Consider the following 19,217-nt stretch of genomic DNA (forward strand, 5'->3'; position numbering starts at 1 on the left):
CCTCTCCCGGAGGGAGAGGGGCTTGGCGTTGCGCTTGGATTAGCCCGCGCGGCCCATGCGGCGTTCGAGGCGGGTGGAGAACCAGGAGATGATCCGTCTCCAGATTTCATCTTTCAGGACGGCGCCTTCGACATCGTGATCGATTGACGGGTTGTCGTTGATTTCGATGATGATGACGCCCTGTTCGGTTTCTTTCAGGTCCACGCCATAGAGGCCGTCGCCGATCAGGCTGGCGGCGCGGACGGCGACGTTGACGACTTCGGGGGGCGCGTCTTCCACGGGCATCGTGGTGAAGCCGCCTTCGGTGGACTTGCCATTGTCGCCATACTTCACAGTCTGCCAGTGGCCCCGCGCCATGCGGTATTGGCAGGCATAGAGCGGCTCGCCATTCAGGACGCCGATGCGCCAGTCGAATTTCGTCGGGCGGAATTCCTGGGCGATGATCAGGGCGGTATCCTCGAACATCTTCTTGGCGCCGGTTTTGAGCTCATCCAGGGACTGGGCCTTGACCATGTTGATGCCGAAACTTCCATCGGGCGTCTTGAGGATCACCGGGCTGCCGAGCCGGTCGAACACGCCGGCGAGATCTGTCTTCTCGTCAACAATTTCCGTGCGCGGAATGGGCAGGCCGGCCTTCTCCAGGATCTCTTTGAGATAGACCTTGTTGGTGCAGCGGATCATCGAATGGGTGTCATCGATGACGGGCATGCCTTCCTGCTCGGCGCGGCGGGCGAAGCGGTAGGTGAAATTGTCGATCGAGGTGGTGGCGCGGATGAAGAGGGCGTCGAATTCGGCCAGCGATGGCAGGTCGGTCGGGTCGATCAGCTCCACCTCAACGCCCATCTTCTCGGCCACATCGGCCAGGCGTTTCAGCGAGGAGGGCTTGGACGGCGCGGTTTTCTCATGCGGATCGACCAGCACGGCGAGGGCCCATTTGGCGGGCGTGCGGGTCTTCTCATTCTTGACGCGGCCCCGGGTGTAGGCCTCCATCGCATCGAGGAAGAATTTCCGGCGCTGGTCTTTCAGCTTGTGGGGCGGCACGGCGCGGATGCGGCCGATGCCGTGGGGGGCTTCCTCGTCGAATTCGATTTCCAGGGCGGGCGTGCGGAACCAGTCCATCGCTTCGCGGGCGAGGGGTTCATAGGCGGGGATCTCGGTGCGGGAGAAGGCGACGAACAGAGTGTCCACCTTTGGGGCGCCCTTGGCGAGGGCTTCCTGCAGGGTTTCGCCAAGGTCTGGCAGGGCGTGATTGTAGAGGCTTTTCTTCGACAGCTCCACCATGGTCTGGACGCTGGGGCTGATCCGGTGGCCACGCGCCTCGGCCAGAAGGGAGGCGTAATAGCCTTCCGACTGGTAGGAATAGGAGCGGGCGAGATTGAGGATATAGGGCCGGCGGCCGGTGAACAGCGCAGGCTTTGAGATATAGTCCGAGATACGCAGGACTTTATGCGGTGTCTCTGCCTGAGATATGTCGCTTGCCGATTCAACAAGCACGACCCAATCGGTCATGGGGCTCCATTAGAGGGCGCTTCTAGAGACTTCTCCATCCGCAGCGCCGCTTCTCCGTCCGGATAGTAGGACTCAAGGGTCGCAATTACGCGATAACCGCCCGCCTCGTAAAGGCGGATGGCTGAACTATTTGTGACACGCACCTCCAGTCGGACGGCGCGGGCGCCGCGATCTGTTGCATCAGCTTCACAGGCGGCCATCAGCGCGCGGGCGAGGCCCTGGCCGCGGGCGGAGGGGGCAACGGTGATGGAGTAGAGCCGGCCGATGCGGGCGCCCTTGCGGTAGAGCATCACGGCGGCGGCCAGGAGGCCGCCGGGGGCCGTCTCGCAGACGAGGACGCGGGCATGGCCGGAGAGGAGGCGCCGCCAGGTGCGCCGGTCAAACCGGTCTTCTTCGGGGAAGCTCGCTTCCAGGGCCACCAGCGCGTCCATGTCGGCGGTGGTGGCAGGGCGGATGATCAAAGGCGCACCATGTCGTCGCGGTGGATGATCGCCGGGCGGCCTTTGTAGCCGAGGAGGGCTTCGGCCTCCTCTGTGCGGCGGCCGGCGATGCGGCGGATGTCTTCGGCGCCGTAAGCGGTGACGCCCTTGGCCAGCAGGCGGCCATCGGGGGCGCGCACGGCCACGGCGGCGCCGCGCTCGAACTGGCCGCTGACCCCGCGCACGCCGACGGCCAGCAGGCTCGCGCCTTTCTCCAGCGCGGCGGCGGCGCCGTCATCGACGGTGATCTCGCCTTCGGGCTTCAGGTGGCCTTCCAGCCAGGCGGCGCGGGCTTTGGCCGGGCTGATGCGGGAGGCGATGAGCGTGGCGCGCTCGCCCGCCTCGATGGCGCCGAGGGGATGGGGACGGTTACCCAGCGTGATCAGGGTGGAGCAGCCGGCGGCATGGGCGATGCGGGCGGCGGCAAGCTTGGTGGCCATGCCGCCCGAGCCGACCCCGGCAGCGGCATTGGCGCCGGTCGCCATCGCGTCATGCTCCGGGGTGAGCGCTTCGAGGAAGGGGATGTGCGTGGCGGCGGGGTTTGAGCGCGGATCGGCGGTGTAGAGGCCGTCGATATCGGAGAGGAGGATCAGCACGTCCGCCCCCATCATCTGGGCGACGCGGGCGGCGAGGCGGTCATTGTCGCCATAGCGGATTTCTTCAGTGGCGACGGTGTCGTTCTCGTTGATGACGGGGATCACGCCGGCTTCCAGCAGGGTTTCCAGCGTGGCGCGGGCGTTCAGCCATCGGCGGCGGTTTTCGGTGTCGCCGGGGGTGAGCAGGGCCTGGCCGGCGGCGATGCCGTGCGGGGCGAGGGCGTCACCGAGGGCGGCCATCAGGCGGGGCTGGCCGATGGCGGCGGCGGCCTGTTTCTGTTCCAGCCGGCCCTGATAGGGCGCGCCGAGGGCCGAGCGGCCAAGGGCGACCGCGCCGGAGGAAACGAGGATCACCTCCTTGCCCCGCTGGCGCAGGCTGGCGATGTCAGCGGCCAGCGCGGCGAGCCAGGCATGGCGCGGCATGCCCGCCTCCGCGATGAGGGCGGAGCCGGTTTTCACGACGATGCGGCGGGCGCGGGCGAGGGTGTCTGAAGTCATGGCTGAGGGAGATACACGCCGTTTCGCGTAAAGGCGAGTGGGGCTGGTGACTGCCCGCCGGAGACCCGGCGAGAGGGGTCAGGCCGGGGATGAGGGCGGGCCGGCGGAAAGGGCGGTGAGACTTATAAGGTAGCCGAGGATGGCGCTGGCGCCGTAGCCCGCGAAGGGCGTGGGGTAATTGCCAAGGGCGGCGGCAAGCAGGATGGCCAGCCAGACCGCCCCGAAGGCGGCGCCGGTGGTCGAACGGGCAAGGAGCGCAGGCAGGAGCAGCACGCCGGCGCTGGCCAGCACGGCGAGGCCAGCGAGGGGGTGGACCGCGAAGGACGTGTAGAACACACGCTCGACAAAGGGCATGGCCGGCAGCGCATCGGGCTGAACAAAAGCAGCGGCGAAGGCCATCAGCGAAATAATCAGCACAAGGACCGTTTCGCGCCGGGGGCGGAGGGCGGCAACGGCGGCGAGACCTGCGGCAAGGGCGCCGGCCATGGCGCGATCAGGTTGCAGCGCCATTGCAACAGCCGCGATGGCGATGGCCGCTGCAGCCAGGCGCGTTGGCTGGCGGGCGAAGGCCGTTACCATCACCGGCAGCAGGATGAGGCTGGGCTGGAGGGTCAACGGGCCGAGCGCGATCCAGCGGGTGGCGCCATCGGCCGTTATGCCGAACAGGCTGGTGGCCATGAGGGCCGCAGCCAGGGCAAGCAGGACGGGGCCGGCGGGAAGACGGGCCCTGCCCGCGATCAGGACAAGGGCGGCGCCAAGCCCGAAGGCGCCGGCGTTGACGGAAGGGTAAAGAAGCGGCGCGCCGGCAGCGATAAGATACGCAATGCCGAGACCGGTTGCCACCGCGCCGGAGGCGAGGCCCAGACGGCGCGGATGGGCGGCAAGGGAGCTGAACATCAACGGCACCGGCATCATGAAGGGGATCGCGGGTGCGATACACGTTCCGGACGGCAAAGGCGAGGGGGGCTGCGCGACCTGGCGCCCATAGCGGCAAAATCTCCGGCTCCGGGGGCCTTAGGGCCGCCAGGCGCGGAGAGATGTGCCGGGTCTGGCGGGGTTATTGCGGCGGGGGAGTCTGGCCGGAATCGAAGAGGCCGCCCATGATCAGGAAGCCAACCACCACGAGCACCAGCGACGCGGCGAGGATCTTCCAGACGCCGACACGGCTGCCCTGGCGGGCCTCGACGGGGGTGACCTCCTCATGCGGCTCTGTGTTGCGGGTTTCATGCTGCATAGGTCTTGCTCCTTATGGTTCGGGAAGGCGCATCGGCGCAGGCCGGAGGCCATGCGGGGGACGCCTGGTCCCGCCATTAGAACGCCTGGTGGAACGGATAGTTCCATCCGGGGAATGCTCCGTAAGGGGAATGTCTCGCGCGTGTTGACCGCCGGGCCTGCTGCCCGCAAGCTGGCGGCAAACAGAAACAGTCAGAAACGGGGAAATGCCTTGAAGCTCTACAATACGCCGATGCCGGCGCCCAATCCGCGCCGCGTGCGCATGTTCCTGGCCGAGAAGGGGGTGTCGATCCCGCTGGTGGATGTGGCGCTGGCCAGGGGCGAGCACAAGGCCGCCGATCATATCGCCCGCAACTCTCTGGGCCAGACGCCGGTGCTGGAACTGGAGGATGGCACCTGTATCAGCGAGACGGTCTCGATCTGCCGCTATCTGGAAAGCCTTTATCCGGAGCCGAACCTGTTTGGGGAAGGCGCGCTGGAACAGGCCCTGATCGATATGTGGGTGCGCCGGGTGGAGTTTCAGCTGATGAGCCCGGCGGGGATGTTCTGGCGCCACGCCCATCCGTTCACGGCCAAGGTGGTGGTTCATCAGTATCAGGAGTTTGGTGCCTCCAACCGGGGGCATTATGAGCGGGCGCTGATGTGGTTGGATGGGGAGCTGGCGGGGCGCGATCATGTGGCCGGAGAGCGGTTTACGGTGGCCGATATCTGCGCGCTTTCGACGGTGGACTTTGCGGCGTGGATCGGCCTGCCTGTGCCGGAGGGCGCAGCCCATGTGAAAGCATGGCACGCGCGCGTGAGCGCGCGGCCAAGTGCGGCAGCTTAAGAGTTTTTGATATTTTTCGGGCGTTTTCCGGCGGGCGCGGCGCGTCAGGAAGTGTTGGCGGCGAAGTAGCTGAAGGCCATGTCTGTCAGGTTGCGGAGGGTTTCTTTTTCGGGGCCGGGGAGGGCGCTGCGCAGGCCGGGGATGCGGTGGGGCGAGAGGGGGCAGGGCTTTGGCGCGGCGCCGGCGAAATGGCGGCGCAGCCAGCGGGCGGCGACGGCATGGGGATTGTTCAGGGCGCCGTGCAGCGCGGTGAGGCGGCGGGCGAAGGCGGCGGAAAGATCGCGCGGCGGCGCGGCGGGCGCGGGCGGGGCGCTGAGAACATCCTCTGTCAGGGCGCGGATGCGGGGCAGCCTTGAGGCGGGGAGATGATCCGTCTCCGGACGGGGCTGGGGCTCGCGCATGTTGAAGACGGGGGCGCGGGGGTTTTGGGGAGAGAAGGTCCCGGATCCCGGCTTTGCCGCGCCTGGGAGGGCGCGGGGCTTGGAGCGCTCAGGGATGGGCTGGTGGGCGGCGAGGATCAGCACGACGCGGCGCAGGGCGGTTTCAGCCGGGACGAGGGCATAGCTCGTCAGCTTGCGGAGGAGCGCGTTGCTGGGCCGGGCGGTGCCGAGGCGTTCGAAGATACTGTCGATATAATGGACGAAGCGCAGGATGAACTGGCGCGCCTGTTCGAGCAGGACGTAGACGGGATCATCCGTTGGCTGAGGGGCGGTGTCTTCCATGCGGGGAGAATAACACGGCGCCGGAGGGGGGTGGATAAGGGGAGGGTGGATTTGGGGGAAGGGGTTGAAGGGATTGGGGTTTTTGGGGGCGGGGGTGTGGGATAAGGCGGGCGTTTCGGGAGCCCGCCCATCCTTCGGCTTCGCTCCGGATGAGCTTCTAAAGCGCAACACCAGAGTAGCTCATCCTGAGCGAAGTCGAAGGATGACGGGCGTTGCTGCCCTCACCTCCCATTGCTGCGCAATGGGCCCCTCCTCTCCCGGAGGGAGAGGGGTTTAGCGTTGCGCCTGGGGCTTCCCCCCTCCGCCCTTCGGGCACCTCCCCCGTAAACGGGGGAGGAGTGGGGTGCCGCCTGGGCCTACTCCGCCGCTTCGGTGTCGAGGGCGTGTTGGACGGCGGTGTAGAAGGCGTCGCGGGCGGGCCATTCGCCGTCTTGGCTGCCGGTGGCGCCGGTCCAGTTGGCGTTGGAGGCGATGACGAGGTTGCGGGCGGGGTCGATGAAGATGCCCTGGCCGAAGATGCCATCGGCCATGAAGGCGCCATCGTCGCGCGTCCACCACTGGAAGCCGTAGCCATAGCCCGCCTCGCCGATGTCGGCCTGTTTCAGGGTGGCGCTGGGCAGCCAGTCTGACGGGAGGATGGGGCCATCGGAGGTGACGCCGCCATCGAGGATGAACTGGCCGAAGCGGGCATAGTCGCGCGTGGCGGCCTGGATGCAGCAGCCGGAAATCTCGTGGCCATCCTGGCCGAGCAGCCAGGTGGCGTCCTGCTCCATGCCATAGGGCGCCCAGATTTTCTCGGAGAGATAGGCGGAGACGGTCTTGCCGGTGGCGGCGCTGACGAGGATGCCGATCAGGTTGGTTTCGCCGGTGGAATAGTTCCAGACCTCGCCGGGGGGATGGGCGCGGGCAAGACCGCGCATATAGGTGACGATGCCATGCGCGCCGGGCTGTGGCTCGGCCTTGTCGAACAGGGCGACATCGGAGGCCGGGTCTTCATAATCCTCGTTCCAGGCCACACCGGAGGTCATCGTCAGGAGCTGGGCGATGGTGACATCATCATAGGGGGAGCCGGCCAGATCCGGGATGTATTTCGCCACCGGATCGTCCAGGCTGTCGATATAGCCATCCGCGATGGCGGCGCCCACGAGGGTGGAGGTGAGGGATTTGGCGACCGAGAAGCTGGTCCAGCGGCCCTCCGGCGTGAAGCGGTTGGCGTAGCGCTCAAGGCGGATCTTGCCATCCTGCAGGATGACGAGGGCGGCGGCGTTCTGGGCGGCGAGGTAGGCGTCGAGGTCGATTTCCGCTGAAAGGTCCAGCGGGGGGCCTTCGGGCAGGGGACGCACGGTTTCCCCGCGCGGGATGGGGCGCGATTCGATGATCAGGGGCAGGCGGTCCATCATCCGGAAGGCCGCGTCGCGCTGAGGCCCGGACCAGAAGAGAACATCCCGGCCGGAGGGCGGATGGGCGAGGAGGGCGCGCCAGTCCGGCCCCACCAGAACCCAGCCGGCGCCCAGGATAAGGGCGATGACAACGCCAACAATGCCGATGCCCCGCAGCCATTTTTGTGCGCCGCCCATAAACCTGACCCTCCCGTCATTTTTTCCCGGCTGGCAGCTTTAGTCCGGCGCGGTTTGGCCGCAAGGCGCAGTGCAGCAAATTGCCGGTGGGGCAAGCATGGACAAGGCGGCAGGGGCGGCTTAACGGAAACAGGTTTGTTACAGTTTCGAGGGGCCAAGGACCGTATGTTCAAGAAGATCCTGATCGCCAACCGCGGTGAAATCGCCGTCCGTGTCATCAAGACCTGCCGCCGCCTGGGCGTCAAAACGGTCGTTGTCTATTCGGATGCCGATGCTGGCTCGATGGCGGTCGAGATGGCCGATGAGACGGTGTATATCGGCGCTTCGCCGGCGGCCCAGTCCTACCTCGTGGCTGACAAGATCATCGACGCCGTGCGCCAGACGGGCGCTGAGGCGATCCATCCCGGCTTTGGCTTCCTTTCGGAGAATGCCGGGTTTGCCAAGCGCCTCGAGAAAGAGGGGATCGGCTGGATCGGCCCGAACGCCCATGCCATCGACGCGATGGGCGACAAGATTTCCTCGAAGAAGCTCGCGGCAGAAGCAGGCGTTTCGACCGTGCCGGGGCATATGGACCTGATCAAGGACACCAAGCACGCCGTCGAGATCAGCCGTCAGATTGGCTATCCGGTGATGATCAAGGCGTCTGCGGGCGGCGGCGGTAAAGGCATCCGCGTGGCGGCCAATGACAAGGAAGTGGAAGAAGGCTTCCCGGCGGTGAAGGCCGAGGCGACCGCCTCTTTTGGCGATGATCGCATCTTCATCGAGAAGTTCATTCTGGAGCCGCGCCACATCGAAATCCAGGTGCTGGGCGACAAGCATGGCAACTGCATCTTCCTGAACGAGCGGGAATGCTCGATCCAGCGCCGGAACCAGAAGGTGATCGAGGAAGCGCCTTCGCCGCTGCTCGACCCCGAGACGCGCAAGAAGATGGGCGAGCAGGCCGTGGCGCTGGCCAAGGCTGTGAACTATGACAGCGCGGGCACGGTGGAGTTTGTGGCCTCGGGCAAGGACAAGGGCTTCTACTTCCTTGAGATGAATACCCGCCTGCAGGTGGAGCACCCGGTGACCGAGATGATCACGGGCGTCGACCTTGTGGAGCAGATGCTGCGCGTGGCCTATGGCGAGACGCTGAAGATCAAGCAATCCGACATCAAGATCAATGGCTGGGCCGTCGAGAGCCGGGTGTATGCGGAAGATCCGTACCGGAACTTTCTGCCATCGATTGGCCGCCTGAAGCGCTTCCATCCGCCCGCGGAAGGGAAAATGGCGCGCGGGACTGTGCGCCTGGATTCCGGCGTGCGCGAGGGCGACGAGATCTCGATGTTCTATGACCCGATGATCGCCAAGCTGATCACCCACGGGAAGGACCGCGACGCCGCGCTGGACGCCCATGGCGAGGCGCTGGACCGGTTCCATATCGAGGGCATTCAGGACAATATCCCGTTCATCGCCGCAGTGGTGGACGAGAAGCGGTTCCGCTCCGGCAACATCACGACCGCCTATATCAAGGACGAGTTCCCGCAGGGCTTTGAAGGCACCGAGCCGACGAAGGCGCAGGAAGCGATGCTGATCTGCTCGGCGGCCTATGTGCATGCCTTCTTCTCGCGCCGCGCGGCGCAGATTTCCGATCAGATGTCGTCGCCGGCCGCCTCTATCCGCAAGGATTGGGTGGTGATCCTGGGCGCCAAACATCATCCGGTGACGATCGATATCGGCAAGGATGGGGAAGCTCAGATCACCGTCAATGGCGGCAAGGCGCATAGCCTCGTCACGTCCTGGCAGCCGGGGCAGCACCTCGTTGAGGGCGTGCTGGATGGCAAACCGTTTGCCGTGAAGTTTGCCGACCGGACCGAGGGCTATCTCTTCCGGCATCGCGGCGTGGCGCTGCGCGCGCTGGTGTGCACGCCGTTCGTGGCCGATCTGCATGGCCGCCTGCCGGAGAAGCCGAAGGCGGATACCTCCAAGCTGGTGATTTCGCCGATGCCGGGGCTGGTTGTGTCAATGGATGTGTCGATTGGCCAGGAAGTGCAGGAAGGCGAAGCCGTCTGCATCGTGGAAGCCATGAAGATGCAGAACATCATCCGCGCAGGCGCCACCGGCACGGTGAAGGCCATCAATGTGAAGGCCGGCGACAGCGTGGCGGCTGACGAGATCATGGTGGAGTTCGCGTAGGCGGGCGCGCCGAACCTGTCTCGAACTTAAAGTTTCCTAAACCGGTTTCGTCTGGTAATCCTGCTAACGTGACGGCAGGGGACCCTTCCGTGTGCCAAATGACCATGGCCGGCAAGTTTCGTATGGGGCGCAACGGCCCGGCGTTAGGAGAAATTGATGAGCATCTCGGACGTGCTGTTTAAGCCCAACGGACGCATTCAGTCAGGACAGTTCTGGATCGGCTGGGCCATCCTTGTCGTAGCCAACATCGTTTCGAACTTTATCCCGATCCTGAACTTCCTGCTCTATTTCGGCCTGATATATGTGGGTGTCTGCGTTTATGGGAAACGGCTGCACGATATGGGCCGCTCGGCGTGGCTGATTGCTATCCCATGGGGGATCGGCTTTGTCCTGGGCATCATTGGGATCGTGCTTTCTATGCCCGCGATCATGACCCTCGCAGAGAGCGACCCTCGGGCCATGGAAGACCCTGTTGCGGTTTACGGCGCGATGGGACCGTTCCTGGCCTGTGTCGGGGTGGGAATGCTGGTTTGGCTCGGGTTTACGATTTGGGCCGGAACCGGAGCCTCTGACCCGAATGACAATCAGTATGGCCCCGGCCCGGGGGGGGCGGGGAATGCCGACATTTTTGCCTGATCCTTCAGGCAATCGGGTTTCTCAGAGAAGGCCGGGCGGGGGCGCCCGGCTTTTTTTGTTGCGTGCCTTTATCGTTTATTGATAAGGGCGACATAGACTTTCCTGTAACGAGCCCCTGAAGGGACACCGCTAGGCCATATGGATTTCCGCCAGATATTCTTTGACCCCCAAGGCCGGATCAGTCCGCGAACCTTTGGTCAGGCCTATGTCCTGCTGACAGGCGCGCTCCTGATGATCACGGTCGTCTCGATCGTTGTCTCTCCCGGCTTCGGTATCCTGCAATATGTGCTGGTGTTTCCGTTCGTCTGCGTTTTCAGCAAGCGCCTGCATGATGCTGCGCTGAGCGCCTGGTTGATGCTGCTGTTCCTGCTGGGAGCGCTGATCATCAATGTCATCAGCTCGGCTATACTGATGCCTGTGCTGGCACCTGAAGCCTATGCCATCCAGATGGAAGCGCAGACGTTGATAACCACCGACGGCATGAATGCCGGTTTGGAGCACCTGCTGGATCATGCGCAGGAGATCGTGCGCAGCTCGGCACTGGTGAATGTCGTTTCCCTGCTCGTGAGCTGCGCGATTACCGGTTTTACCGCCTTCGTGTTGCGTTCCGACCCCAAACCCAATCGCTTCGGCCCGCCAACGACCGGCAGCCGTTCTTCCTGACGCCCGCCCCTTAAAAGACGAGGACCTGCCATGGAATACACCGCCGGCGCCGTAGACCCGCACCGCCCCTGGATTCGTGACGCGCGTGATGCGCCGGAAAACATGAATTGGCGGGGTACCCTCTTCAATCCCTTCGGGAAGACCTACAAGCTGCACTTTACGCGGGCCTGGACGTTCATGTTCCTGGGCCGGGTGGCGCTGTATGTGATCCCGAGTTTCATCGCCTTCGTGGCCGGGATTGCGGGGGTGAGCACGGACGGCCTGAACAAGCCTGTGAACCTCATGCTGTTTACCGTGCCGGCGGTGCTGTTGCCGTTCGCGCTGTTTACGCTGCTGACGGAATATACTTCGTTCGTGGTACATGTCCGCAGGCTGACGGAAGCGGGGCGGTCTGCCTTCATGGCGGTGATCGTGCTGGTGCCGCTGCTGCTGGGGCTGGTGGCCTATGCGCTGGGCACGCAGGCGGGCGCGGCGCAATACCGGCAGATGCATTCGCCCGCCAATACCGAAGCGGTGGAAACGCGCACGGAGAAGAAGGGCGAAGAGGAAGAGGGCGAGGACGCCGCCTCCAAGGACACGCAGACGGCTGCGGCGGGCGGCGGCGGGGCGCGCGACCCGCGCCGGGCCGCGATGATGCAGATGAGCGAGCGCGAGCTGGCCATGCAGGCCGGCCTGGGGATGGCCTTCCCGATCTGGTGGCTTGCCTCTTTCGGGGCGATGCTCTGGTCGCTGATGTATGTGGCGCGCCTGCCCAATGGCGGGGAAGGCAAATTCCGCACGGGCAGCCATATGACGCCTGAGGAGATTGCGCGCGGGGTTTGAGGCGAGAAGGCCCTCACCTCCCACGCCCTTCGGGCGCGGGCCCCTCCTCTCCCAGTGGGAGAGGGGTTTCACCGCGCCATCTCAGAGATTGGCCAAGCCAGGGGTGCTCTACCCCTCTCCCTCTGGGAGAGGAGGGGCCCATTGCGCAGCAATGGGAGGTGAGGGCTCTGCCACAGGCGATTCCACCCGGATCAGCTCGCTGCTGAAGACATTCTCGAAGGCGGCTTTCAGGGCGATGTCCACTTCTGCCATCGAGACGATGCGGCCGAGGCCGGCGAGGCTGGTGACGCCGTAGCGGGGGTCTTCGATGCCGCAGGGGGTGATGCCGGTGAAATGGTCAAGCTCGGGCTCCACATTCAGGGAGATGCCGTGGAAGCTGACCCAGCGTTTGAGGCGCACGCCGATGGCGGCGATCTTGTCTTCCCGCGGCGGGCCGCCGGGCTCTGTGCGGTCTACCCAGACGCCGACGCGGCCTTCGCGCATGCCACCCTCGACATTGAAGGCGGCGAGCGCCTCTATGATCCAGGCTTCCAGGCTGGCGACGAAGGCGCGGACATCGCGGCCGCGCGCGCCGACATCGAGCATCACATAAGCCACCCGCTGGCCGGGGCCGTGATAGGTGTACTGGCCGCCGCGCCCGGCATCGTAAACGGGGAAGCGGGCGGGGTCTTTCAGGTCTTCGATGCGGGCGGATGTGCCGGCGGTGTAAAGGGGGGGATGTTCCAGAAACCACAGCAGTTCCGGGGCATTTTCATCCCTGATGGCGCGGGCGCGGGCCTCCATCGCGGCAAGGGCAGCCTCGTAAGGCACAGGGGCGTCAGAGACGGCCCATTCGACGGGAGGAAAATTCTTCATGGCCGGTGCGATATAGGCGTTTTTCAGGGCTTCACAAAGCCGAATGACCGCCTTATACGGCCCGTCTGCCTCGAGAATACCAGTGTGCGGTCGTGGCGGAATTGGTAGACGCGCAGCGTTGAGGTCGCTGTGGGGCAACCCGTGGAAGTTCGAGTCTTCTCGACCGCACCATTCTCTGATCTGCGGAGACGCAAAAAAACCCCTCCCTGGCCTGGCCCGGGAGGGGTTTTGCGTTTCGGGGGCCGGGGGTGGCCTTCAGAGATTGCAGCCGGCTTCCGGAACGGGGGTGCGCACCCATTGCTTGCCGGGGCGCGGGGGTGTCCAGGGGGTGTAGGTGAGGCTGAAGGGCTCTGCATCCCGCTGGAGGGTGAGGGTGACCGGCGTGCCGGGGGCCGCGTTGCCGGCAGCCTCAAGGGCCTCGGGGTTTTTGATCAGATCGTAGCGCTGAATGCCGGCGGCCTCGGCAGGGGTGCCCGGCACGATGGGGCCGGCGCGGGTGTGGCCGTCTTCATCCTTATAGGGACGGAAGCCGATGACGAAGTTCTGCAGCATCCGGTCTTCAGCGGTGAAGCAGGGGCCGAAAAGGTCTGACGGCAGATCAAGAGGGCCGCCTTCCATCATATCGCGGAAACCGGCCTGGCCAGCCTCGCCGAGATAGATGCCCACAAGATCATGCCAGAGGGCAACGCCGTCTTCGGCGTCCTTGCCGCCTTCCAGAAAGTCGAAGATCAGATTGTCGGCGCGGAGCTCTCCGCCGGACGCGGCGCGGATCTGGGCGTCGAGGAGGGCGATATAGAGGGGCCCGCGATTGTAGGGCACGATCTGGGCATTGCCATCGGAGAAGAAGAGGCGGGTGACTTCGGCGTTGGAAAGGTTTGACTGCGGATTGGTGTAGTAGGATTTGGCGTAGCCATTGAAGCCGTCGATGTAGTGATCGAGGCTGGTGAGGCCGGCGCGGTAGGGCAGGAGGACGGTGTAGTAGTTCGTCACGCCTTCGGAATACCATTGCTGGCCGCCCGCGCCGCCACCATCGCCATAGCCGCGCACGAAATGGTGGAGCGCTTCATGAGCGAGGAGGGAGCGGACTTCATCGGGGTCGCGGTCTTCGCCATCGACGGTGCCGAAGATGAAGGAGTTGAAGCCGCCGCCCCCGCCGCCCTGGAAGCGTTCGGTGGTGCGCATGAAGATGCGGAAGGGCGTGTCGCTGGCGCCGAAGAAGCTGTTGAAATAGTCGTAGGCCTGGCGCGTCCAGCCGGCAGCGCCATCAAGGTCGAAGGCGGCGGGCGTCATCCAGTAGGTGACGAAGGGGCCGGAGCCATCCTCGGGCTGGCTGCGCAGGGGCCCGGCCATGAAGAAGGTGTTGTTGAGGTTCTGCGCGGTGACCGTGGCGGTGGCATTGCCTTCGCCGAGGCTGGAGGCGGCGCGGGCGCCGGGCGCAAGCTCCGAGAGATCCCAGGTGAGGGCAACGCCGCGCGGCCAGCCGGAGACGGGCAGGGCAAGCATGGTGTTGCCCGCGCCATAGAAGCCGGTGAGCTCGGTGCGGGTGTCGATCAGCGGGCCGGGGCGGGTGGCGGCGGTGATCACGCGCGGCTCGATCGTGTAGCGCACGGTGACATCGCCCTGGCTGGCGCGGGCGGCGATCCAGCGGCGGTCCTGGCGGAAGTCTGACGGGTCGACGGGGTCTTCCTCGATGGTGAGCGGCAGGGGGCCGGCGGCGTCTTCGGCGACGAGCGTTTCCGGGCGGGTGAGCGCGCTGGGCGCCATGACGCGGACGATGGCCATGGAGAGGAAGGTGTCGCCTGGCTGCAGCGCAGGCTCGCGGATGAGCAAGGTGATGTCGATGGCCTCGACCTTCTCGCCGGTGGGGCGGCGGGGGGTGAGGGCGATCTCCATATCGGCAGGCGCGGCCCCTTGCGCCTCGGCAGCGGGCGCGGGCGGCGCAGCGCAGGCGGCAGGCAGCAGGAGGCAGGCCAGCAGCAGCGCGGCGGCGGCGAGGATCGAGCGGTCTGGGCGGGCGAAGATCATGCGGCAGGGTCCTCGGTCGGCAGGGGTGGCGTGATCCTACAGGCTTTGCCGGGGAGATTTAATCGAATGGAAGAATGCAGGGGGCGGAACGGAAAAATCTATCCCGGCAGCGCGCCCATTGCGGCGCATTCATGCGGAGGGGCCATATTCGGCGGGAATATCGAAAGGACTATTCCTCCATTGCCGCCGAAAGTTGACCCTGAAGAATGAGTTGAGGCTTTCGATGGCATACGCTGCTCTGTTCGGAAATCTGACGGCGCGGCGGGTTGCGGGCATGGCGCTCTGCGGCCTGATCGCGCTGGCGGCCTGCAAGGGCGCGCCTGAAGCGGCTGCGCCCACGCCTGAGGCGAAGCCGGAAGCTTACTATGAAATCACACTCCGGCCTGAGCTGGACGAGGGCGGCGCGGTGGAAGCCATCGCGGTCACCTCGCGGCTGCATGGCGGGCTGAAGGACGGGGAAACCCGGCTGAAGCTGTCGGCGCCGGTTGTGTATGTGAATGTCATGGGCGTTGCGGACCGTATCCGCGATCTGCGCGTGACAGACGGGGCCGGCCCGGTCGAGTTTACCCTTGAGCAGGACGATCCAGTGCCCGGAGGCTTCCCATATTTCCGGCATTGGACGGCGACGCGGGATGTCGAATACCCTCTCGACATTTCCTATAGAGCGCTTGTCCAGCCTGAGGGAGGACCAGCTGGGCCGGCCTTTGGAATCCGCCCGTCAGCAGGCGGCGTGAGCGGCGCGGGCGCGGGCTATATGATCGTGCCCGTCAATTCAGAGTCCAACCTGTCCTATCTCGATTGGGATCTGGCAGAGTTCGGACCGGGAGCTGTGGGGGTTACCACGTTCGGAGAGGGGCGTGTCACGGTCAATGGCCCCCCCGCCGCTCTGATGCAGGGCTGGCTGATGGCGGGGCCTGCCGGGCAATATCCGCCTGCGGAAGAAGAGACCCATTTCCGCGCCTACTGGCTGGGCAATTTCCCATTCGATGTGGCCGAAGAGATGGCCTATGCCAAGGATCTCTACGACTATTTCGGCGAGTTCTTTGCCTATCTTGATCCGGCGCCGGATTACCGCGTGTTCCTGCGCCAGCTGGACGCTGAACCCTATGGCGGGGCCACGGCGCTGGCCAATTCCTTCATGCTGTCGCGCGGGCCGGCGCGGCCTGAAGAAATGGGCGGGCAATCGCCCCGTTCCACCCTGGCGCATGAGATGATCCATATGTGGGTGGGCGGGCTGAGCGGCGATCACGCGCTGACCAACTGGTTTTCCGAAGGGCTGACCACCTATTATGAATACACCGTGCCCTTCCGGGCAGGGCGCGTCTCTCTTGAGGACTATATCAGCGGGCTGAATGGCCTCAGCGACCGGTATTATTCCAATCCGGCGCGGGCAATGTCTGCGCTCGAGATTGGCCGGGTGGGCTTCAGTGACGGGCGCGTGCGCCATGCGCCCTATCAGCGGGGCGCGCTTTATTTCGCCGATCTGGATGCGCGCATCCGGGCGGCAAGCGGCGGGACGCGGACGCTGGATATGCTGGTGCGCGAAGTGTTTGCGCTGCGTGAGCGCGGCGAGATCCAGCTCACCCTTGAGGCCTGGAGCGATTTTGTTTCAGCAGAAATCGGCGCCGAGGAGGAAGCATTCGTCCGGGCGCTGCACATCGACGGGCAGGTGATCTATCCGGCCGCCGATGCCTTCGGGGCGTGCGTGCGCGGAGCGCCGGCGCCGATTGAGGTGGACGGGGAAAGCTTTGACGGCATGCGCTGGACGCGCGTGGAGGGCGTGGCGCCCGAGGCCTGCTTTGACAGCGGCGCGCCGGGCTGATCGCCGTGGGCGCGGGGGCTTTCTGCAGCACAGGATGGGGCGGCTGGCGCGGGCGCGGGCAAGAACATCTATGCGCTGGAGGCGCTGGCCGCGCTGGCCTTTGCATAAACAATTTTCCGGCTGCCTGTCAGATTTCAGGCAACGCTCTGGCGGCGCGCGCCCATGGCTGCACGCGCCTGAGACCATAACAGATTCAAAGGGTAAGGATTAGAACGCAGTGGACGCATCTGATAGTTCCAACGAAAACGTCCTGAGCTTTGCCCACTGGGTGAGGGATATGATCACCTTGATGCGGTCCGGTACGCCGGGAACCGTACCTCTGTTTGAAAGCTCTGTTCCCGAGCCGGTGGACATGCTGGCCGAAGTGATCCGCAATGCGTTCCGCGATGGGTTTCCGGACTCCTACAAAAGCGTCTTCATGCGGAACAATCCGGATATCAGCGAGCGTCTGGCGGCGCGCTATGGCGTGCCCGAAGAGTCCATCCTCTGCACGACCGGGGCGACCACGGCCGTTTCGATGATCTATACCGGGCTGCTCTCGCCTGGAGATCGCATTCTGGTGGAGACACCGGGCTTTGACATCTTTGCCAACATGGCGCGGGATGTGGGCGTGGAGGCCGATTTCTTCCGGCGCGAGGCGCCCGGATTCGGCATTTCTGTTGATGGCGTGCTGGAAGCCCTGTACCCGGATACGCGCATGGTGGTGCTGACCAATCTGCATAATCCGAGCGGGGCCTATGTCAGCGATGAGACGCTGGCCGGGCTGGCCCGCGCGCTGGAGGCGCGGGGCGTCCTGCTGCTGCTGGATGAGGTGTACAGGGACTATCTGGGCACTGCCGGGCCGGGACTGGACCCCCGCCAGCATGAGAATGTGCTGCGTATCAGCAGCCTGACGAAGATATTTGGACTGAGCACGCTGCGCTGCGGATGGATCATTGCCGGGCGCGCCCTGCTGCGCCGGTTGCGGGATTATTCCGAGCGGGCCGATTTCAACGTTTCGCGCCTGTCGCATTGTGTGGCCGCCGAAGTGCTGGCGCGGGCAGACAAGTTCGACGCCTGGCGCAACGAGATGATGGCCACGGCCCGGCCGATTGCGGCAACCGCGCTGAGCGAGATGGCAGAGCACGGGCTGATCCAGACCGGCGTGCCGCTGCTGGGATGTACCTGCTTTCCAAAGCTGAGCGGCGTGGAAGACACGCGCAGCCTGTCGCAATGGCTCTCAGCCAAGCATGGCGTGGTGGTGGTGCCGGGCGAATGTTTCGGCGCGCCGGGCTATCTGCGCATCGGCTATGGCCTGCCGCCCGAGCGGCTGACCGAGGGGCTGCGCCGCCTGTCGCGCGGGCTTGCCGAGTATCGCGCAAACGGCCAGAAGCGCCATATTGCCTGAAGGAAAACCAATGTCTGATACCCCGCCCGCCGCCGATGGCCTGAAGCGCAATGTCGGCCTGTTCGGCGTTGTATCACTGGGGCTGGGCACGGCAGTGGGCGTGTCGATCTTCTCGATCCTGGCGCCGGCGGCCGCAGTGGCCGGGCCGGCGATGCTGGTGTCGATGCTGATCGCGATCATTCCGATGATCGTCTTTGCACTGATCTATTCCTTCATGGGCGCGGCGGCCCCGGCGACGGGCGCCTCATTTGAATGGCCGCGCCGCTTTGTGCACCCTTTTGCCGGTTTCATCATCAGCTGGATGCGGATTGCCGGCAGCACGGCGGCGCTGATCGTGCTGACCATGGTGCTGGTTTCCTACATGTCGGCGGTCATTGCGCTGCCGTCAAAGCTGGTCATGTTCGGCATCTTTGCGGCGGTGTTCCTGATCAATCTGGCGGGCGTTTCCTTTGTGGCGCGCAGCCAGGCGATCATGCTGGTGATCCTGCTGGCCACCTGCGCGGTGTTCGTGTTCGGCGGGGCGGGGCATGTGGAGCCTGAGAATTTCGTTCCGTTTGCGGACAAGGGCCTGATCGGCATCTTTGCGGCGATACCGCTGCTGATTTCCCTTTTCCTCGGCATCGAGAGCGCGACGGAAGTGGGCGGGGAAGTGCGCAATCCGCGGCGGAACATTCCGCTGGGCATCGCCATTTCCGTGGCGCTGACGGCGGCGGTTTACCTGTCGGTGGCGGTGATTGCGCTGGGCGTTCTGGGGGGCGATGCGCTGGCGGCATCCTCTGCGCCGCTGCTGGACGCCGCGCGTATCTCGCTTGGCAATAACGGGCAGTGGCTGATCCTGATCTGCGCCTTTGTAGCTATCGGCAGCTCGATCAATGCCACCTTCGTGATCATGACGCGGTTTCTCTATGCGATGTCGCGGGCCGGGATGCTGCCGGGGTTTCTGGCGAAGACCAATGCGGCGCGCGGCGTGCCGCAGAATGCCGTTTACCTCGCCTTTGGCCTCTGCTGCCTGGGGCTGTTCATGCCGCAGAACCTCGTTTTCCTGTTCCTGGCGGTGAATATCCCGACCATTCTCAAATATGCGGCGACCTGTCTTTCGGCCATCGGCCTTTGCCGCCGGGAGCCGGAATTGCGGGAAGCGGCCTCGTTCAGCCTGCCGGCCGGCATGGTTTATGCGCTGGCGGGGGCTGGCATCTTTCTGGGCGCGGCGATCATCCTGCTCGGCATTTCGGCCGACTGGCGGCCCTATCTGCTGCTGGGCGGCTGGGCCCTGCTCGGTATCGTTTATTATTTCCTCAACCTTCGGGTACGGAATACCCGGAAGGGCAATTAACCGCGCTGGCAGAAATATTCCCCAGCCGGGCGCTGGAGAATAGTTGTTGCACAAGCCGGGGC

The 19,217-nt window shown here is 65.0% G+C and carries 17 protein-coding genes and 1 tRNA gene; 9 read left to right on the forward strand and 9 right to left on the reverse strand.

All coding sequences use genetic code 11. From position 1 onward, the window contains the following. Positions 1-39: 39 nt before the first annotated feature. From ACQKI2_RS16910 to ACQKI2_RS16930, 5 genes are all read right to left on the reverse strand, one after another. On the reverse strand, positions 40-1,509 hold the full coding sequence (locus ACQKI2_RS16910; RefSeq protein ID WP_427380798.1) for a RimK family protein: 1,470 nt from the start codon (positions 1,507-1,509) through the stop codon (positions 40-42). After that, positions 1,506-1,970: a GNAT family N-acetyltransferase gene (locus ACQKI2_RS16915; RefSeq protein ID WP_427380799.1), complete on the reverse strand. Its 465-nt coding sequence runs from the start codon at positions 1,968-1,970 to the stop codon at positions 1,506-1,508. The genes ACQKI2_RS16910 and ACQKI2_RS16915 overlap by 4 nt, the downstream gene beginning before the upstream one ends. Beyond that, positions 1,967-3,082, reverse strand: coding sequence for a glutamate 5-kinase (gene proB / locus ACQKI2_RS16920; RefSeq protein WP_427380800.1), 1,116 nt, complete (start codon positions 3,080-3,082; stop codon positions 1,967-1,969). Before proB ends, ACQKI2_RS16915 begins: the two co-directional genes overlap by 4 nt. 78 nt (positions 3,083-3,160) lie before the next feature. Next, positions 3,161-3,979 (reverse strand): hypothetical protein, encoded by an 819-nt coding sequence (locus ACQKI2_RS16925; RefSeq protein ID WP_427380801.1) that lies wholly within the window; start codon positions 3,977-3,979, stop codon positions 3,161-3,163. Between the two features lie 160 nt (positions 3,980-4,139). Then, positions 4,140-4,316 carry a hypothetical protein gene (locus ACQKI2_RS16930; RefSeq protein ID WP_427380802.1) on the reverse strand — a complete coding sequence of 59 codons (177 nt, stop codon included), beginning with the start codon at positions 4,314-4,316 and terminating at the stop codon, positions 4,140-4,142. 210 nt (positions 4,317-4,526) lie between these two features. Here ACQKI2_RS16930 and ACQKI2_RS16935 point away from each other — a divergent pair, with 210 nt between their 5' ends. Next, complete coding sequence (locus ACQKI2_RS16935) at positions 4,527-5,141, forward strand: glutathione S-transferase family protein (RefSeq protein WP_427380803.1); 615 nt, start codon at positions 4,527-4,529, stop codon at positions 5,139-5,141. Positions 5,142-5,185: 44 nt separating this feature from the next. Here the strand turns inward: ACQKI2_RS16935 and ACQKI2_RS16940 are convergent, their stop codons facing one another. Together ACQKI2_RS16940 and ACQKI2_RS16945 are read right to left on the reverse strand one after the other, a co-directional pair. Next, positions 5,186-5,863: a hypothetical protein gene (locus ACQKI2_RS16940; RefSeq protein ID WP_427380804.1), complete on the reverse strand. Its 678-nt coding sequence runs from the start codon at positions 5,861-5,863 to the stop codon at positions 5,186-5,188. A gap of 356 nt (positions 5,864-6,219) precedes the next feature. Further along, positions 6,220-7,440, reverse strand: a complete 1,221-nt coding sequence (locus tag ACQKI2_RS16945; RefSeq protein WP_427380805.1) for a serine hydrolase domain-containing protein — start codon at positions 7,438-7,440, stop codon at positions 6,220-6,222. A gap of 165 nt (positions 7,441-7,605) precedes the next feature. On the opposite strand from ACQKI2_RS16945, the gene ACQKI2_RS16950 reads away from it, so the two are divergent. The 4 genes from ACQKI2_RS16950 to ACQKI2_RS16965 all read left to right on the forward strand — a co-directional run bounded on the left by ACQKI2_RS16950 (position 7,606) and on the right by ACQKI2_RS16965 (position 11,733). After that, a complete protein-coding gene (locus ACQKI2_RS16950; protein ID WP_427380806.1) occupies positions 7,606-9,612 on the forward strand; it encodes an acetyl-CoA carboxylase biotin carboxylase subunit in 2,007 nt (668 codons plus the stop codon). Between the two features lie 156 nt (positions 9,613-9,768). After that, positions 9,769-10,248, forward strand: a complete 480-nt coding sequence (locus ACQKI2_RS16955; protein WP_427380807.1) for a DUF805 domain-containing protein — start codon at positions 9,769-9,771, stop codon at positions 10,246-10,248. Positions 10,249-10,386: 138 nt separating this feature from the next. Further along, a complete protein-coding gene (locus ACQKI2_RS16960) occupies positions 10,387-10,911 on the forward strand; it encodes a DUF805 domain-containing protein (RefSeq protein WP_427380808.1) in 525 nt (174 codons plus the stop codon). A gap of 30 nt (positions 10,912-10,941) precedes the next feature. After that, positions 10,942-11,733 carry a hypothetical protein gene (locus ACQKI2_RS16965; protein ID WP_427380809.1) on the forward strand — a complete coding sequence of 264 codons (792 nt, stop codon included), beginning with the start codon at positions 10,942-10,944 and terminating at the stop codon, positions 11,731-11,733. A 108-nt stretch (positions 11,734-11,841) separates the two neighbouring features. Here ACQKI2_RS16965 and lipB read toward each other — a convergent pair whose 3' ends face one another. Then, entirely contained in the window at positions 11,842-12,588 is a 747-nt protein-coding gene (lipB, locus tag ACQKI2_RS16970) for a lipoyl(octanoyl) transferase LipB (protein ID WP_427380810.1), read from the reverse strand. An 86-nt stretch (positions 12,589-12,674) separates the two neighbouring features. Between lipB and ACQKI2_RS16975 the strand changes: the two genes are divergently transcribed. After that, positions 12,675-12,759: transfer RNA gene (locus ACQKI2_RS16975), tRNA-Leu, on the forward strand. Positions 12,760-12,843: 84 nt separating this feature from the next. Here the strand turns inward: ACQKI2_RS16975 and ACQKI2_RS16980 are convergent. After that, positions 12,844-14,613 carry a hypothetical protein gene (locus ACQKI2_RS16980; RefSeq protein ID WP_427380811.1) on the reverse strand — a complete coding sequence of 590 codons (1,770 nt, stop codon included), beginning with the start codon at positions 14,611-14,613 and terminating at the stop codon, positions 12,844-12,846. Positions 14,614-14,836: 223 nt separating this feature from the next. Between ACQKI2_RS16980 and ACQKI2_RS16985 the strand changes: the two genes are divergently transcribed. From ACQKI2_RS16985 to ACQKI2_RS16995, 3 genes are all read left to right on the forward strand, one after another. Continuing rightward, positions 14,837-16,435 (forward strand): hypothetical protein, encoded by a 1,599-nt coding sequence (locus ACQKI2_RS16985; protein ID WP_427380812.1) that lies wholly within the window; start codon positions 14,837-14,839, stop codon positions 16,433-16,435. Between the two features lie 277 nt (positions 16,436-16,712). After that, a complete protein-coding gene (locus tag ACQKI2_RS16990) occupies positions 16,713-17,822 on the forward strand; it encodes a pyridoxal phosphate-dependent aminotransferase (RefSeq protein WP_427380814.1) in 1,110 nt (369 codons plus the stop codon). Between the two features lie 10 nt (positions 17,823-17,832). After that, entirely contained in the window at positions 17,833-19,155 is a 1,323-nt protein-coding gene (locus ACQKI2_RS16995) for an APC family permease (protein ID WP_427380816.1), read from the forward strand. Positions 19,156-19,217: the final 62 nt, after the last annotated feature.

The sequence above is a fragment of the Hyphomonas sp. NPDC076881 genome (assembly GCF_050269995.1).
Classification (GTDB): Bacteria; Pseudomonadota; Alphaproteobacteria; order Caulobacterales; family Hyphomonadaceae; genus Hyphomonas.